13 protein-coding genes, 1 tRNA gene and 1 pseudogene are annotated in these 15,998 nt (G+C 70.1%); 9 read left to right on the forward strand and 6 right to left on the reverse strand.

From position 1 onward, the window contains the following. Positions 1 to 71: 71 nt before the first annotated feature. Complete coding sequence (locus ACH5AC_RS07405) at positions 72 to 1,217, reverse strand: FHA domain-containing protein (RefSeq protein WP_398860718.1); 1,146 nt, start codon at positions 1,215 to 1,217, stop codon at positions 72 to 74. Between the two features lie 163 nt (positions 1,218 to 1,380). Between ACH5AC_RS07405 and ACH5AC_RS07410 the strand changes: the two genes are divergently transcribed. Next, positions 1,381 to 3,279, forward strand: coding sequence for a serine/threonine-protein kinase (locus ACH5AC_RS07410; RefSeq protein ID WP_398860719.1), 1,899 nt, complete (start codon positions 1,381 to 1,383; stop codon positions 3,277 to 3,279). 29 nt (positions 3,280 to 3,308) lie between these two features. Here ACH5AC_RS07410 and ACH5AC_RS07415 read toward each other — a convergent pair whose 3' ends face one another. Beyond that, positions 3,309 to 3,848, reverse strand: coding sequence for a hypothetical protein (locus ACH5AC_RS07415; protein WP_398860721.1), 540 nt, complete (start codon positions 3,846 to 3,848; stop codon positions 3,309 to 3,311). Positions 3,849 to 4,319: 471 nt separating this feature from the next. Between ACH5AC_RS07415 and ACH5AC_RS07420 the strand changes: the two genes are divergently transcribed. Next, entirely contained in the window at positions 4,320 to 5,657 is a 1,338-nt protein-coding gene (locus ACH5AC_RS07420) for an FtsX-like permease family protein (protein WP_398860722.1), read from the forward strand. Positions 5,658 to 5,832: 175 nt separating this feature from the next. On the opposite strand, the gene ACH5AC_RS07425 is transcribed toward ACH5AC_RS07420, so the two are convergent. Continuing rightward, positions 5,833 to 6,888: a hypothetical protein gene (locus ACH5AC_RS07425; RefSeq protein ID WP_398860723.1), complete on the reverse strand. Its 1,056-nt coding sequence runs from the start codon at positions 6,886 to 6,888 to the stop codon at positions 5,833 to 5,835. A gap of 234 nt (positions 6,889 to 7,122) precedes the next feature. On the opposite strand from ACH5AC_RS07425, the gene ACH5AC_RS07430 reads away from it, so the two are divergent. Further along, on the forward strand, positions 7,123 to 7,803 hold the full coding sequence (locus ACH5AC_RS07430; RefSeq protein WP_398860724.1) for a hypothetical protein: 681 nt from the start codon (positions 7,123 to 7,125) through the stop codon (positions 7,801 to 7,803). Between the two features lie 208 nt (positions 7,804 to 8,011). Then, a pseudogene (locus tag ACH5AC_RS07435) lies at positions 8,012 to 8,291 on the forward strand (transposase); the annotation flags it as partial. Between the two features lie 128 nt (positions 8,292 to 8,419). Here the strand turns inward: ACH5AC_RS07435 and ACH5AC_RS07440 are convergent. Together ACH5AC_RS07440 and ACH5AC_RS07445 are read right to left on the reverse strand one after the other, a co-directional pair. After that, positions 8,420 to 9,865: a family 43 glycosylhydrolase gene (locus ACH5AC_RS07440; RefSeq protein ID WP_398860725.1), complete on the reverse strand. Its 1,446-nt coding sequence runs from the start codon at positions 9,863 to 9,865 to the stop codon at positions 8,420 to 8,422. A 589-nt stretch (positions 9,866 to 10,454) separates the two neighbouring features. Then, entirely contained in the window at positions 10,455 to 11,111 is a 657-nt protein-coding gene (locus tag ACH5AC_RS07445; RefSeq protein ID WP_398860726.1) for a TetR/AcrR family transcriptional regulator, read from the reverse strand. Positions 11,112 to 11,214: 103 nt separating this feature from the next. Here ACH5AC_RS07445 and ACH5AC_RS07450 point away from each other — a divergent pair, with 103 nt between their 5' ends. The 3 genes from ACH5AC_RS07450 (at position 11,215) to ACH5AC_RS07460 (ending at position 13,521) form a co-directional block, all read left to right on the forward strand. Beyond that, positions 11,215 to 12,246: a medium chain dehydrogenase/reductase family protein gene (locus ACH5AC_RS07450; protein WP_398860727.1), complete on the forward strand. Its 1,032-nt coding sequence runs from the start codon at positions 11,215 to 11,217 to the stop codon at positions 12,244 to 12,246. A 598-nt stretch (positions 12,247 to 12,844) separates the two neighbouring features. Next, complete coding sequence (locus ACH5AC_RS07455; RefSeq protein ID WP_398860728.1) at positions 12,845 to 13,126, forward strand: hypothetical protein; 282 nt, start codon at positions 12,845 to 12,847, stop codon at positions 13,124 to 13,126. Next, positions 13,123 to 13,521, forward strand: a complete 399-nt coding sequence (locus ACH5AC_RS07460; protein WP_398860729.1) for a PIN domain-containing protein — start codon at positions 13,123 to 13,125, stop codon at positions 13,519 to 13,521. Before ACH5AC_RS07455 ends, ACH5AC_RS07460 begins: the two co-directional genes overlap by 4 nt. Positions 13,522 to 14,247: 726 nt before the next feature. On the opposite strand, the gene ACH5AC_RS07465 is transcribed toward ACH5AC_RS07460, so the two are convergent. Continuing rightward, a tRNA-Gly gene (locus ACH5AC_RS07465) sits at positions 14,248 to 14,321 on the reverse strand. Positions 14,322 to 14,846: 525 nt separating this feature from the next. On the opposite strand from ACH5AC_RS07465, the gene dcd reads away from it, so the two are divergent. Together dcd and ACH5AC_RS07475 are read left to right on the forward strand one after the other, a co-directional pair. Further along, positions 14,847 to 15,422 carry a dCTP deaminase gene (gene dcd / locus ACH5AC_RS07470; RefSeq protein ID WP_398860730.1) on the forward strand — a complete coding sequence of 192 codons (576 nt, stop codon included), beginning with the start codon at positions 14,847 to 14,849 and terminating at the stop codon, positions 15,420 to 15,422. A gap of 12 nt (positions 15,423 to 15,434) precedes the next feature. Next, entirely contained in the window at positions 15,435 to 15,932 is a 498-nt protein-coding gene (locus ACH5AC_RS07475) for a phosphoribosyltransferase (RefSeq protein WP_398860731.1), read from the forward strand. Positions 15,933 to 15,998: the final 66 nt, after the last annotated feature.

Raw genomic sequence — 15,998 nt, forward strand, 5'->3', positions numbered from 1 at the left:
AGCCGAAGTCCGACACTCCGCCTCCGACACTCCGCCTCTCCCGGCTTCGGGGCCGTGCGGAGAAGGTCCGATCAGGTCCGGCGGGTGGGCGCCGCCGCGCTGGGGGACACCGGGGCGCGGCCGGCTTCCGTACGCCAGGCGTCGGCGAGTTCGGCGGGGAAGCGCCGACCGCTGCGGGTGAGGACGACGCCGGGTGCGAGTTCGACCTCGTCGCCGGGGCGGAAGGGACGGTCGGTCTGCGGGGGCAGCGTCTCCCAGGGGCCGATCCCGCCCCGCCTGCCGGTGCGGCGTATGCGGGTGCCGTACGTGCTGATGTCGCGGATCAGGACCGTACCGTTCCGGGCGGAGACGGCCACATGTCTGCGGCTGACCTGCTGGGCGACCTGCGGGGACAGCAGGCTGTGCAGGGCGATGCCCGCTGGGCCGGGGAGGCGGCCGACGTGCGCTTCGGAGCCTTCGTCGAGGGTGTAGCGGGCCAGGCAGGTGCCGTCGATGACGGCCTTGAGCTGGGTGGTGCCCAGGCGCGGGCCGTCGTCCTCCAGAGGTGCGCCATGGAGTTCGCAGGTGGGGACGCCGCGCCGCATGCGGGGCAGCAGGATCCGGTCGCCGCGGCGGATGTCGTAGAGGGAGCAGCGGGGCTCCGGGCAGCGCCAGGCCCGCATGATCACCTCGGTCAGCGGGGTGCTGGAGGGTCCGAGGAGACCTTGTTTCTTGAGCGCGGACAGTTCCATCTTGCGGGAGATCTCGGCCGCGGAGCGCCGACCCATGTCCATCGCGACGAGCGCGACGGATCCGTCGGGGCGGGGCTCGGGTTTGAGGAACTGCCAGGTGTTGCCCTGGATCCACGGGTGTTCGGCGCGGTGGTCGACGTACTGGTCGCCGGTGACGACCGGGGTCGCGGTCATGCGGGCCAGTTCGAGGACGCGTTCGTCGGCGTCGTCGACCTCCTCGACCAGCCCGTCGGCCACCCAGCCCCGCAGCCGCCGGACCTCCGCCTGGTCGCCGAACTCCCGCTGCCCGCCCAGCAGACTGGTGTCCGCGACCAGGTAGACGGAGACGTCGGGATCCCTGGTGAGCTCCATCAGGGCCCGCAGGACCAGGCCGAGGCGGCGCAGGGAGCGCGGCCCGCGTGGGCCGATGGAGGTGTCGCGTACGACGTTGGACAGCTCCACCAGATAGTCGGCTCGCTCCGCCGACGCGGCCAGATGATGTTCCATGAACGCCCAGCCTCTCCGACTTTCCCTTGATACTCGCCGTTTCTCCTTTGATACTTGCTGCTTTTCCTTGATCTCCAAGAATGTCTACCGTCGGCGGGGTCACGCGGTTACGATCACGCCTGGGAGGGTGGATTTCTTGAACAGTCCTGGAGCAGCTGGTCACTTGAGCCCGCTGGGCCCCGACGACCCGCGAGAAGTGGCCGGTTACCGTTTGCTCGCCCGGATCGGCGAGGGCGGGATGGGATCCGTCTACCTGTCCCGTACGCGCGGCAACCAGCCCGTCGCCCTGAAGGTGATCCGTCGGGAGTACGCCCAGGACGAGGAGTTCCGCCGCCGCTTCGAGCAGGAGGCGACCTCCGCCCGCCGGGTGCGGGGCTACCACATCGTCCCCGTCGTCGACCACGACACCACCGGCCCCCAGCCCTGGCTGGCCACCACCTATGTTCCCGGCCTCGCCCTGGACCAGATCCTCATCGGCCACGGAACGCTCCCGCTGCCCGCGGTGCTGCAGCTGACCGGCTGCGCGGCGGAGGCGCTGCACGCCGTGCACAAGGCGGGCGTGATCCACCGCGACATGAAGCCGAGCAACATCCTCGTCGGCTCCGAAGGCCCCTGGATCATCGACTTCGGCATCGCACGGGCCGCCGACGCCACCCAGCTCACCCGCAGCGGCGGGCTCATCGGCACACCCCAGTACATGTCGCCGGAACACGCCAACGGCCAAGACCTCACACCGGCGACCGACATCTTCTCGCTCGGCCTGATCGCCGCCGTCGCCGCGACCGGCCGCCACCCCTACGGCGACGCCGGAGCCATCACCCTGGCAACCAAGATCGCCAACACCGAGTTCCGCCCACCGGATCTGACGGCCTATCCCGAGCCGCTGCGCACCGTTCTGGAACGCACGCTCGCCGCCGACCCGGCCGCCCGCCCCGCCCCCTCCGAGCTGGCCGAACTGTGCGAGGAGTTGGGCGAGCGACCGCTGCGGGACTTCACCGGCTGGCTGCCCGCGCCCATCGCGGCGGACATCGCCCACCGGGAACGACTTGCCCAACAGCAGGCAGAGACGGAGCCCGGTCCGGATTCCGGGGACGCGGCGGGGGCCGTGACCGCGCCTCCGGGTCCCGTGGCGGGGGCCGCCGCGACCGCGGCTCCGGATCCCGTGGCGGGAGCCACGACTGAGCCTCCGGGTTCGGTGGCGGACGCCATGACCGTGCCTCCCGGCGCCGCCGCGGCAGCGGGCAGCGCACCGCCGGACGGCCCGGCGTCCGGCGGATACACGCCCACCCACACCTCCCGGCCCGGCTCCCGGCCCGGCGAGCGACCGCACCACGACCCGGCGCGCCCTGTGCCACCGCCCGGATTCCCCTCCGGCCCGCCCACAGCGTCGGCTCCGGCCCGCCGCCGGACACCGCTGACGATCGGCGCGACCGCGCTGGCCGTGGTCGTGGTCGCGGCAGCCGCCTGGGTCTTCACCCGCGACGACGACGCGGACGCGGACGCCCGGGGCAGCGGCGGACAACCGACCGCCTCGACGTCCGGCGGATCCCAGGCCCCTCCCGCCACCACCCCGGGCGCCGCCGCACCGGGCAGCGACGCCTCGCCCACCGCGAACGCGACGCCGAACGGCTATACGGAGATCTTCAAGGACAAGCCGCTCACCCTGCGCGCCCAGTTCACCGCCGGCCGCAGCTCGTACACCGCCGTCGATCTGGACGCACCGAAGATCGACACGAACGCCTCCAGCGCCACGACCGGAATCGAGCTGCAGTACGAGGAGTTCGGAGGCAGGTACACCCTGCGCTTCGTGACGACCGCGGGAAAGAGCGCGGGCAGCACACCCGAGGAATGCGCCGAGGGCGCGGCGACCAACGCGCTGCCCTCCGAACTCGCCGACGACGCCCAGGAAGACCAGCTGACCCCGGGCACCGTGCTGTGCACTGTCACCGACGAGGACAACCTGGCGATGCTCACCATCAAGGACGTCATCGTCCAGAAGGACGACGCCGGTTACAAGGCACGCGACTACGTCACCGAACTGACCCTCTGGAAGGCCCCCTGACCCGGTCGAGGGTGCGGTGGGTCGGGGACTCAGTCCGTCTTGACGTACTCGCCGGGCTCGCCCTCCGCGATCATGCCGTACATCAGCAGCCGGTCCTCGCCGTTGAAGCGTTCGACGCGCAGGCTCTGCGAGGAGTCCCACTTGTTGCAGCCGGGCCCCCAGGCGCCCGCGGCTGTGTCCGGTTCCGGCGGGCCGATGATCAGCAGGTTGCCGGCGCCGCCGACGACGGCGGTGCTCGCGCAGTTGACGGTGTCGCCGGTCTCTTCGCCGGTCTCCTCGTCCGTCTTCGGGTAGCTCTCCGCTATGTGGACGAGCGAGGCCCCGATCGGGCCCTGGCTGATGGTGATCCGGAACGACCACAGGTCCTGCTGGTCCGCCGGCAGTTCGGGGTTCGGGGCCTGCTTCCAGTGGCCCACGAGCTCCGCGGGCACGACCTCCGGCGCCGCCTTCACTCTGCGGAACGAGGCCGTCGCCGCCCCCGACCTCCACTGCAGGACGTCGGGCGAGCGCATGGTCAGCGTCTGGTGCGCGGCCGGGGTGCACTGCTTGGCGGGCACGCTGGTCGTCACGTCGCTCTCGCGCCGAACACGACCTTGTCCTCGTTCGCCGAGACAAGGGTCGAACGCCCCATGCAGAGCCGCTCGCCCGTGACCGTGACGTAGGTGGCCGCCTTGTCGCCCGGTTCGCCGTCGGTGATCTCAATGCGGGCGGTCTCCGTCGGGACTTCCTGAGTGCCCGTGACGACGCCTTCCCAGGCGCCATGGAAGGCGGCGGGGATCTCCGAATCGCTGGTCGTGGTGGTGCGCTTGCCAGGCCACAGGGCGAAGGCGAGGCTCCCGGCGAGCGCGAGCGCGAGCGCGAGTGCGACGGCAGAGCCTACGCCGATGAGCAGCGGGCGTTTGGTGGTCCGCGGGCGTTTCCTTCTGCGCCGGGACGCGGCTACGGGTGTCGGTACCGGGGTGGGGTCGCCCTCCTCGTCGAGGAGCCTGGCGGCGTGCCGTCCGAGGTGGGCGAGCAGCCCGGCGGGGAGCCAGGGGTCGGTGGCCTGGACCGTGGCGGCCAGCCGCGCGGCGGTGGGGCGGGCGGCCGGGTCCTTGTGGAGGCCGGGCCGGCAGGACTACGACCGTGACCTGGCCATGCTGGGCACCGTCGCCTCGGCGACCCTGGCCTTCCTGGCGCTGGTCGCTCTCGGCCCGCTCCTGGTCCGCCCTGTCCTGGCCGTGGCCGGGTGGCCGCTGCGCCGACTGGGCGCCACCGGCCAACTGGCCGTCAGCGGCGTCGGAGGCACCCCGCGCCGGGCCGCAGCGGTCTCCGTCGTCGTCGCCCTCGGCGTCGCCCTGGTCTCCGGCGCACTCGTCGGCGTCGCGTGCCTCACCGGCTACATGGAGCGTGCCGACGCCCTCCAGGCTCCCGCCGACTTCCGGGTCGCGGACGGCGGCAAGGGCCTGGACCCGGCCGTCGTACGGCAGTTCGCCGCATTGCCCGAGCTCAGCCATGTCATCAGCTACCGGACTCTCCAGTTCCCCGTCGGCCCCGAGGGGGCGCGACAGGAGATCGAGGTGTCGGACCTGGATCCGGACGCCCTGCCCACCGGCAAGGACATCGACGCCGCCACAGGCGCCTTCGACGACCTGGCACCGGGCAGCGCGGTCGTCGCGGCCGACCTCCTCGGCGTCACCACGGGCGACACCTTCGCCCTCCCCTCCCGCCGCGGCGACATCCGGCTGACCGTCGCCGCCACGCTGCCGGGCCAGGGGCCGCTCCAGGCAGGCGTACTCGTCGCCCCCGCCGATCTCGACCGGATGGGCGCCGACCGGAACGCGACTGGCATCCTCGCCGACGCCGCCGGCGAGGGCCTCGCCGCCCGCGGCGAAGCGCACCGGGCGCTGGAGACCACGATCCGTGCCCACGCCGCCGACCCCGACGCCGTCACCATCAGTGTTCTGGCGGAAGCCCGGGACGGCAGCCGGGACACGATCCGGCTCACCGGCACCACCGCACTCGGTCTCGTCGCCCTGACCGTCCTCATCGCGGTCGTCGGCGTCACCGCCACCACCAGCCTGACCGCGATCGAACGCACCCGTGAGTTCGGACTGCTGCGCGTGCTGGGACTGGGCGGCGGCGCACTGCGCCGGACCATCACCATGGAAGCGGGCCTGTACGGAGTGCTCGGCGGTGTCCTCGGCCTGGCACTCGGCATCCCCTACGCCTGGCTCCTCATCCGGACCACCGTCACGGAAGCGCCCCTGCGCCTGCCCGCAGGGCAACTGCTGGCGGTCTTCACCGGCCTGGCACTCCTCACCGCCCTCGCCGGCCTCCTGCCCGCCCGCCGCGCCACCCGCATCACCCCGATGACGGCACTGGGCGGTACCGAATGATCCGAAGGCCGAGCGGCCTCCTCCGGCTCAGCGGACCCGGACATCCGACAGGCAACAGCGGACCGCCAGCGACCTCGTGGCGCCGACTCCTGTCGGCGGCGGGACAGGGGACAGTGCGCCTGATACATCAAGGTCTTTGCCGCGCCCGCCGGCGGTCGTTGCGTTCGCGGGCCGGTCAGGACGTGGGCGCAGGGTTGCGGGAGGCGAAGGCGCCGAGGACCTGGCCGGTGGCCCGGATGTCGACCGCCAGGAGGACCTCCCAGGCGCCGTCCCGGCACTCGATGACATGGCACTCCGCCGGCCCGCCGGCGGGATCCTCGGCGCGGGGCTCGCGCACCCGAATCGGGGTCAGCGTGGATGGCAGGTACGCGCGGGGGCCGGGGAGGGGATCCGGGTACGTGCCGCGTCGGACCTTGCCGGCGCCGGGAACAGAGGCCAGCAGTCCGGGGGCGGCCACGAGATGGGTGTGGCCCGGCAGGGCGTACGGGACGTTGCCGAGGACCTTTCCTGGTACGACGATCTCGCCGTACGGCACCTGGGGATGGACGGGGACCGTCGGGCTCGGCCGGCGCTCCCGCCGAAGCTGTACGCGGGCGCGCACCAGGGCGACGGTGAGAATGACGGCACCGACGCCTCCCGAGACGACCAGGCTCACCGCCATCGAGGTGGTGCCCCTCACGGCGATGGCGAAGTTCGCCATCGCGTAGAGCGTGCAGGACATCATGGGGATGAGGGCACGCCAGTCGTGGCGGGCCCTGGGCCGCCCCGCGGTGCGCCAGGCGCGCCACGCCACGGAGGTGATTCCGGCGCCGAGGGACAGCAGGGCGAGGCCGCCGCCGAGCGGCAGCCGGTAGGCGGTCCCCGGATGGTCGTCGGTGCCCTGCCGCAGCTCTTGGTAGGCCACTTCGCGAACGAGCCCGCGCCAGTAGACGGCGGTGACGGTGTCGCCGGCCTCGACGGCATCGTAGACATCGCGGTCGATGCCGAAGCCCTGCTGGCCCATCTTCACCCACTGCGACGTCCGGGCGTCGCGGGAGAGTTGCAGGTGATAGCTGCCGGGCTTGCCCGAGCGGTACTCCTTGCCGGTGACGGTGACGAGGCCCTGCCAGCGGCACTCCGGCGCCGGTTGGTGGGCGGGGCAGCGCGGAGCCGCTTCGTAGTCACGCCCTTCTCGCACGGCACCGGGCAGGGCGAGGGCGAGGACGCCGATGCCGGCGAGCAGAAGGAGCACGCCGAGGGCAGCGGGCAGTGCTGCCCTTCCACGTGGCGTGATGGCTGACAAAGCGACCCCCCGAGTTCGTGTGGCCATCATCGCGATTCTTGCATGGACACGAACACACACGATCGGGCCCGGGGAAGGGAACGTGGTGGTCGACGCCCTGTTACGGAGGGCGGGGGCTGCCGGACTGATGGCGAGCGAGTGAGACTTGGGCCCCGCCTGGCCCCATACCGAGGAGCACGCCGAGTGAGCAACATACTGACCATGTACGACGGCCCGAAGAGCGACGATCACCGTAGTTCGGCGGCGGTGGGAACCATGGTCCGCTTCTCCGATGCGTCGGGACCGGCCCCCTCGATCGTCTACGTGGAGCGAGAGTTGCCGCCGGGAGGCGTACCCGCGTATCTCAAGGCTCGTGGCAGCGGGGCTCGTTCCTTCGCGCTGTGGGCCGACGACCGGCGCCGGGAGCGGGTGGCCACCGTGGCCACCGTGTCGGCCGGCGGCGGTGTCGCGAGGTTTCAGGTGCTCGGCGCGCACGGCGAGGTCATCGGCACACTCGTGCGTGAGAAGGCGCTGCGCGGCAGGGGCCTGCGCACCCGCTGGACCGTGCACCAGTCCGGCGGCCCCGAAGCGGTCGGCTTCAAGGGGAGGATCGTGTGGTGGTGGATGTGGTGGCTGCTGTTGCCCCTGATGACGTTGGCGCTCGTGATCACTGTCTTCGACAGTGTCCCCGGCAACGAGGGCGGCTTCGCACGCGCACCCCGGCGCATCCGGTGGCGCGCGAACGGACAGATTCCGCTGGAGTTCAGGTCCAAGGGTGACAAACTGCACGTACACGCACCCGGTGTGGACTGGCGGCTCGGGGTCGCGCTGATCGCCCTCCTGCGCAGCTTCAACGTCGGCGCGTGGGACGCCTCGAAGAAGTGATCCGGGACGTGTGAACACGGCGGACGCGGAGGCGGGCCGTCGCCCTGCCGGCCTTCCTTCGATGAGCAGGTGACGCAGCATCCGCGACCATTACGCCCTGCCGCTGGTCCGGCCCCGACCGCCCCAGAGCCTGCGCACCGGCACCATGAGTGCCTCACCGGCCCTGATCGGCTGAGCCTTGCGCTGTGCGAAGCCGCTGGCCACCATCCTGGCGGGCGCTCAGCACTGGCAGCAGCCCCTGACCACTCGAACCCGCAGGACCACCCGCCACGACGCGGCAGCCACGGCGAGCGGCAGGCGCGCCCTGGGGCATCCGGTCCGGCGGCGGACGGCACCGCCCCGTAACGACCAGCACGATCGTTACGGGCATCGGACCAGGCCCGACCGGCATACCCCAGGGGCGTGAGGCTCTGCCCATCAGCGGCCTCCGGCCGCGGGCCGCCCCCCGCGTTCCTGGACTCTGTCGCGAAAGGGGCGCCGATTCATGACAGTGAGCCACCCACGCGCCGCCCTGAGGCGACGCGCCGATGGCTCACTGATCACTCCGCTCCTCGCGGAGCCGGTCGCCCGGCCCGCTTCCTGTCTCGCGGAAACCCGACGGTGCGTCCGCCCGGTCCTACTCCTTGTAGAAGGTGGCGTCCTGCCGGCCGATGGTGGTGGTCACCGGCTGGGTGTAGAGCAGGTGGTTGTAGTGCCGGATGTAGCGGCCGGGGAAGTTGAACGACTCGTACGACACGGCCGCGGGGTCGGCGAGACCGGCCCGCTCGTGGAACGAGGCGTCGTTGTCGAACAGGGTGGTGCCGTCGTCCTTCTCCACCCACACCTCGTTGTTCTTGTGGCGCAGGTAGTAGCCGGGGAAGTTGGCCGATTCGAGGGAAACGGTGCCGTTGCCGGCCAGGCCGGGGACGACGCGGAACTGCGAGTCGGCGAGTTCGGTGACGTCGGACTCGGTCCTGGCCCGGAACTCCCAGTGCCGGATGAACTTGTCCGGGTAGTTGTACGAGGAGAAGCGGACGGGGGTGACACCGTCGGCGACGGGGATGCCGAAGTTGGGTGTGCCGTCGGCGTTCCAGTAGATCTTCTGGTAGCGGGTGCGGCGGTTGGGGTCCTTGAGCGGGTCGCCGACGATGTCCCGGTAGTTGCGGGCGTGGTAGACGAGGATGTCCGACTTGCCGTCCTCGGAGACCGTGAAGGAGTTGTGGCCGGGGCCGTACTGGCTGGTCTTGTCGTTGCTCTTGAGGACCGGCGTGGGCGTCTTGCTCCAGGAGGCCGGGTTCATCAGGTCGGCGGTGGCGTCGGCGGTCAGCAGCCCGAGGCAGTAGTTGGCGTTGGTGGCGCTGGCCGAGAAGGTCATGAAGACCTTGCCGTTCTTCTGGATGACGGCCGGGCCCTCGTTGACGCGGGCGCCGGCGGTCTCCCAGGCGTACTGGGGCTTGGAGATCATGGCCGGGGTGCCCTCGATGGTCCAGGGGTTGGCCATCTTCGCCAGGTAAATTTGCGTGCCCTTGCCGAACGCCGGGTCCTCCTGGGCCCAGCTCAGGTAGCGGGTGCCGTTGTGCGTGAAGGTGGTGGCGTCCAGCGAGAAGGTGTCCATGGGCAGGCTGATCCTGCCCTTCTCGGTCCAGGTGCCGGTGAGCGGGTTGGCGGCGCTGGTCTCCAGGACGTACGGGCGGATCCGCCAGATGTCGTTGGACCAGCCGGCGGTGAAGTAGATGTACCACTTGCCGTCGATGAAGTGGATCTCCGGGGCCCAGATGTGGGCGCCCATCTCACCGGTGGCGTGCTTGGTCCAGATCGTGGTCTCCGGGGCCGTGGCGAGGCCCTGGAGGGTGGTGGCCCGACGCATCACGATCTTGTCGTACGCGGGGACCGTGGCGGTGAAGTAGTAGAAGCCGTCGGTGTGCTTGAAGATGTGCGGGTCGGCACGCTGCTCGGCTATCGGGTTGGTGAAGGTGACGGCGGGGGACGCGGGCGCGGCGGCCTGGGCGGGGGTGGTCACGGTGGTGAGCACGGCGAGTGCGGCCGCCGCGGCCACCAGAACCCGTCTGGCGAGATGTCTCATGTTTCTGTTGCGGCCTTTCGGGATCACGCGGTCGTGGGGACGAGCCGCCTGCCGGCAGTTGTTGCTGAGCCAGCCCCACCGGCGTACGTCGGTGCCGGTGGCGTGCCGCGGTTGGCGACGTCCATGACCTTGCCGGTGGAGGCGTTGACGAATGCGGGCGTAGTCGCCGCCGAGGTAGACCACGCCTGACTGTGTTCGAAACTGCGAACAATGTGCGGAACTGCGGACGAAACGTAAAGGCGGCTCAGGGGCGCCGTCAATGGGTCGAACGAAACCGATATCCCGAACGCCGCCGACCACCCGACAGCCACTGTCAGACACACGGGAAGCCCAGGGCACGCGCCGCGGCGAGTCGTACGCCTTGTCGGCCCGGACCCGGACGGACCAGGACCGCTTCAAACCGCTGCCGGCGCCGGAACAGGTATTGCCACCGTTGCCCAGGTCGATGCCCTCGCCTAAGCGATGGGTATCCGCTGGCGCGTCATGGTCCACCTCGGCGCGTATGGCCCGATGCGACCGAGGTCGAGCACATGACTGTCCGCTCTGAACGGCACGCCGTGGGCACGCACCAAGGCCGGGCGTGACGTGGTCAGTTCGCCGACACACCCGCCAGGTCGTCCAGCTCGGCGGCGAAGAGCTGCGCGGGGTCGATTCCCATACCGGTGAAGTGGCCGGCGAGTTCCAGAGACAGGACGCCGTGCAGCCGGGTCCAGAAAGTCAGGGCGCGATGGAGTGCCGCGGGCGGGGCGGGATGGCCGTCCGCCCAGTCCCGGTGGTCTTCGAGGTGCGCGTCGAACGGTGTCGCCGGTCCCTCCAAGGGCAGCGCGGCACAGGCGTCCAACAGGGTCGCCATGATCTCGGAGGAGATCGCGGTGGTGTCGTCGGGTGCTCGGTAGCCGGGGACGGGCGTGCCGTAGATGAGGAAGTAACGCTGTGGGTCCCGCAGGGCCCATTCCCGCAAGGCGTGCGCCAGCGCGGTCACATCGGCACCGCCCTGCGAGGCCGCGTGGAAGGTGTCGGCGAGGCTTCGGTACGCGTCCCTGACGAGCTCGGTGATCAGCTCGTCACGGCCGCCGAAGTACCGGTACAGCGCGGGTCCGCTCATGCCCATCTGCTTGGCGATCGCGTTGAGAGAGAGCGCGGACGCGCCCGCCGCGGCGATCTGTTCCCACGCGCGCTCTTTGATCTCCGTACGCACCTGGGCGCGGTAGCGCGCACGCGGGGTCTTCGCTTCCGAGTTCACCATGGTTAGAGGTTATCACTGAAGTTATTGACACTTCCGAATCTGTGCAGTTATAACTTCTAGCGAACGCGAAGCTGAGTAACTCACTGACTCTGTGGAGGTCGCCATGAACGCCGAAGGACTCGTCGAGGTCGTTCTGCCAGGCAAGGTCGAGCCCGAGGGACTTCAGATCCGGCATGGAGCCGTACCCGCCGCGGGCCCCGGCCAGGTCGTGATCCGGATGGAGGCGACCGGCGTCTCCTTCGCCGAGCAGCAGATGCGGCGCGGCCGCTACTACGACCAGCCGCCATTCCCGTTCGTGCCCGGCTACGACCTCGTGGGGACGGTGCTGGCGACCGGTGAGGGAGTCGAGCGGGGCCTGGCCGGCACCCGGGTCGCCGCGCTGGTCAAGGTCGGTGGCTGGGCCAGCCACGTGCTCGTCGACGCGGCGGACGTGGTACCCGTGCCCGACGGGATCGGTGCGGCGGAGGCGGAGACCCTCGTCGTCAACGGCGTCACCGCCTGGCAGATGCTGCACCGCAAGGCCCGCGTCCGTGCGGGACACACCATCGTGGTGCACGGCGCGAACGGTGGCGTCGGATCGGTCCTGGTCCAGCTCGCACAGGCCGCAGGCGCGCAGGTGATCGGCACGGCGTCCGCGCGCCACCACGACGCCCTGCGGGAACGGGGAGTCGCCCCCGTCGACTACCGCACCGACGACGTCGCCGCACGGATCCGCGAACTCGCCCCCCATGGGGTGGACGCCGTCTTCGACCACGTCGGCGGCCGCGGCATCGTCGACTCCTGGCGCCTCCTCGCCCCCGGCGGCACGCTCGTCTCGTACGGCAGCGCCTCGACCCGGGACGACGAGGGCTCCAAGCAGTGGCCCGTCCTCAAGCTGCTCGGCCGGGTGTGGCTGTGGAACGCCCTGCCCAACCGCCGTCGCGCGTACTTCTTCAATGTCTGGGCCGGCCGGGCCCTGGCCAAGAACCGCTTCCGCGCCCGCCTCCGCACCGACCTCACCCAGGTCTTCGCCGCCCTCCTGCGTGGTGAGGTCACAGCCCAGATCGCCGCGCAACTGCCGCTCACCCGTGTCGCCGACGCCCTGCGGCTGGCCGAGTCGGGCACCGCCGCCGGAAAGGTCGTTCTGAACCCGTAGCAGAACCCGAGTGGCCCGCACTGGGGAACGCGGTTGTGGGTACGAACCCGCCGCGTCATTCAGCCGGCATCCCGGCCTGGGCGACAGTGACACACACGGTGGCCGCATCGACGTCCAAAACAGGCCCGGACGCACGGAGTTCACCGTCACGCTGCCGTACGCCGCCGACGGCCGGGCCGCGCTGCCCGCCGCGGACCCGACGTCCACGGCGGACTCGGAGCCCGCGGCACGCACGACACCGACGCCGGGCCGAGCAACCCGCGAACGCACCGAGCCGACGAACCGCGCTCCACCACCGCACCGAACCGCACCCTGCGGCGAATCCGTCGAAGCCTTCGTGGGCCGTGCCAAGGCCGACGCCGCCAAGGTGAAGACGGCCGAAGTCCGCAAGCACCTTGCACAGCCCCGTCGTGTGGGTCGAGGTCGACTGCCAGTCACCCGGCCCGCTCGCCGGCGCCTACAACGCCACTGGACGTGGGGCTGCGGCCAAGTGCCATGCCGGAGCCCCACGCCTTCAGTGCTGCATGCATCCCCCGCCAGCAGATCGGAAGCCGACCACATCACTCGCAATAGCATTCCTAATGGCATACTCGGACTCATGCCTGACGATGACCTGGACTTCCTCCCCGGTGACGGCCCCACCAGCGGTATCTCCGTCACTCTGACGGCGGGCACCCTGCAGGCGATCCGTGAGCGGGTCGGCAAGCGGGGCGTCTCGGCGTACCTGGAGAAGGCGGCGCAGCGGCAGATCGAGCGGGACAACCTGGACGAGCTGATCGCCGACTTCGACAAGGTGCACGGCCCGGCCGACCCGGAGGCCGTGGCGGCCAAGCGTGCCAGGCTCACCGGCGGTGCCTCGGGTGCCGGGGCCGCTGCGTGAGCGGTGTCCTGGTTCTGGACAGTGAGGGTCTGGCGAAGGCGGTGCAGCGCGACCGGGAGGTGCACGAGTGGCTGACGGCCGCCCGTGACGCCGATCTGCCGGTCATCACCTCGGCTGCCGTGCTGGTCGAGGTCATCCACCCGAAGATCAACGACGCCGCACTGAAGTGGACCCTCTCGCGGCTCCGGGTCGAGCCGGTCACACAGAGCGTGGCGCAGGCTGCCGCCGCTCTGCTGCGAGCGGCGGGGCTGCACGGTCACAAGTACGCCATCGACGCCATGCTGTGCGCGACCGCGCTCCAGCACCCTGGCCGGGTGACGATCCTGACGTCCGACGTCGAGGACATCGGTCTGCTCACGGCCGGACATCCACGCGTGCTGGCCGAGAAGGTGTGAGGAACAGAGCCGCGTCACCGACCGGTGCGGTCGGCGATCCGCCGTCGCGGACTGCGCGCGTGCCGTCCGGCACTACGGCTGCCGCCGCGAGCTTCCTTGCCGACCTCCGCCACGAGATTCCTACCGCGCTGTTGCCGCCGTTGCTGACCTTCACGTTGGGCGCCCGGCCGCCACCCTCGGCGCGATCCGGACGCCTTGGCCGGCGCGGTCCGCTCCGGCTGCGGCGTGCTCACCGGCCCTCAGTCCGTTGCCGCAAGGTCGCCGGCGGCGACTGCACCGACACCGCCGCGGCCCAGCTGATCACTCAGGAAACGGGAGCGGTGTCCACTCAGTGGACGCTCGCTTTGTTCACTCAGGAAACGCTCGGATCTTCTTGATCAGAGCCTGAGCGGGTGGCCCGCTCAGGCTCTCCCGCGGCGGCATCACCGCCCTGGCCTTGGCGGGTCTCAAGGATGAAGCTGGCTAGTCACTGCCCTCCGCAGCCGACGCCAGCGCGAACTGGCGCTTTGCGTATGCGACTTCACCGACCCGGCGTCCACAAGTGGCGCAGGTCACAGAAAACGCGTCTCGCCATTCGAGATAAACGGCTGACGTGTCATCAGAATCGCCCATTGAAATCCCCTCCGGTGGCACATTGGGGCGACTTAGGGCACGCGGAGGGCACGGAGCCCTCAAATTGGACTAGACAATAAACAAACCCCAGGCCGCTGACCTGGGGTTTCATCATGGAGCGGGTGACGAGAATCGAACTCGCGCTCTCAGCTTGGGAAGCTGATGTTCTACCATTAAACTACACCCGCGCAAGACGCCGACCGGAGTCGGTGTCCGACTGCTTGGTCACTGTACCTCATCGCAGACCCCCGGCGCTGATGCCGTGGGGTCTGAGTGCGTTTCAGGGGCGTTTCGAGGGTGGGATCCGGCTGCGGGGGGCGGGAGTTGGGGCGTACGGTGGTGGGGTTGGAGAGGGTCCCGCGGGGTCGGAGTGCCGCCTGGAGGGGCGTCCCTTTCATCCCGTAATGTGGCGTTCGTCGTCACGGCATCCCAGCCAGACGTGACGCGGCTCTTGGGGAAGGGACTCTAGGACTTGATGGAACGCACCGTCGTCCGCTGTGCCGATGGGCACGTGTTCAGCACCGCTTCGTTCCCGATGCAGCAGGCCGAGCGACTCGGTCCCGGACGGCTCGTCCGGTGTCCTCGGTGTGCCCGGCTGCGCAGCGCCGTGCCGGTGACTCTGCAGAAGCGGTAGGAATACGGGCAGTAGCGATACAGGCGCGCGTGGGTCGTCCGATTGGGGCGAGTCCGCGCGCCTTGCGTATCCTCAGGGCGTGCTTCTCTCAGACAAGGACATCCGGGCCGAGATCGACGCCGGGCGGGTACGGATCGATCCCTACGACGAATCCATGGTGCAGCCCAGCAGTATCGACGTGCGCCTCGACCGGTTCTTCCGGGTGTTCGAGAATCACCGGTACCCGCACATCGACCCCTCCATCGAGCAGGCGGACCTGACCCGGCTGGTGGAGCCCGAGGGCGATGAGCCGTTCATCCTGCACCCCGGGGAGTTCGTCCTCGCCAGTACGTACGAGGTCATCTCACTGCCTGACGATCTCGCGTCGAGGCTGGAGGGAAAGAGTTCGCTGGGGCGGCTCGGGCTGGTGACGCACTCCACCGCCGGGTTCATCGATCCCGGGTTCAGCGGGCACGTCACCCTTGAACTGTCCAACCTCGCCACCCTTCCCATCAAGCTCTGGCCGGGCATGAAGATCGGGCAGCTGTGCATGTTCCGGCTCAGCTCGCCGGCCGAGTACCCGTACGGCAGTGAGCGCTACGGCTCCCGTTACCAGGGGCAGCGCGGGCCCACCGCCTCCCGGTCCTTCCGTAATTTCCATCGGACGCAGGTGTGAGGCCACACGAACATGAGTGACGTCCGTGAGAACCTGACCTACGAGCGGTTCGGAGCCGCCGTCCGTGAGCTGGCCCAGGTCATCGCGGACGACGGGTACGAGCCCGACATCGTGCTCAGCATCGCGCGCGGCGGCGTCTTCGTCGCCGGTGGGCTCGCCTACGCCCTCGACTGCAAGAACATTCATCTGGTGAACGTCGAGTTCTACACGGGTGTCGGCACCACCCTTGAGATGCCCGTCATGCTCGCGCCCGTCCCCAATGTCATCGACTTCTCCGACAAGAAGGTTCTCATCACGGACGATGTCGCGGACACCGGCAAGACGCTCAAGCTCGTCCGTGACTTCTGCCTCGACACCGTCGCCGAGGTGCGCAGCGCCGTGATCTACGAGAAGTCCCACTCCCTCGTGAAGTGCGAGTACGTGTGGAAGCGGACCGACGAGTGGATCAACTTCCCGTGGAGCGTGGAGCCGCCTGTCGTGAAGCGGGCGGGGCAGGTTCTCGACGCCTGACCGCCTGACCGGACTTGCGGACTCACGCACGAGAAGGGCTCCCGGAGAGAACCGGGAGCCCTTCCT

Origin of the sequence: Streptomyces sp. NPDC018693, from assembly GCF_044391385.1 — a bacterium.
Classification (GTDB): Bacteria; Actinomycetota; Actinomycetes; order Streptomycetales; family Streptomycetaceae; genus Streptomyces.

What these genes read in the sequence shown, in the direction of transcription:
- ACH5AC_RS07405 (WP_398860718.1), bottom strand. Translation starts at nt 1,217, where the DNA reads ATGGAACATCATCTGGCCGCGTCGGCGGAGCGAGCCGACTATCTGGTG.
- ACH5AC_RS07440 (WP_398860725.1), bottom strand. Translation starts at nt 9,865, where the DNA reads ATGAGACATCTCGCCAGACGGGTTCTGGTGGCCGCGGCGGCCGCACTC.
- ACH5AC_RS07445 (WP_398860726.1), bottom strand. Translation starts at nt 11,111, where the DNA reads ATGGTGAACTCGGAAGCGAAGACCCCGCGTGCGCGCTACCGCGCCCAG.
- ACH5AC_RS07450 (WP_398860727.1), top strand. Translation starts at nt 11,215, where the DNA reads ATGAACGCCGAAGGACTCGTCGAGGTCGTTCTGCCAGGCAAGGTCGAG.
- ACH5AC_RS07455 (WP_398860728.1), top strand. Translation starts at nt 12,845, where the DNA reads ATGCCTGACGATGACCTGGACTTCCTCCCCGGTGACGGCCCCACCAGC.
- ACH5AC_RS07475 (WP_398860731.1), top strand. Translation starts at nt 15,435, where the DNA reads ATGAGTGACGTCCGTGAGAACCTGACCTACGAGCGGTTCGGAGCCGCC.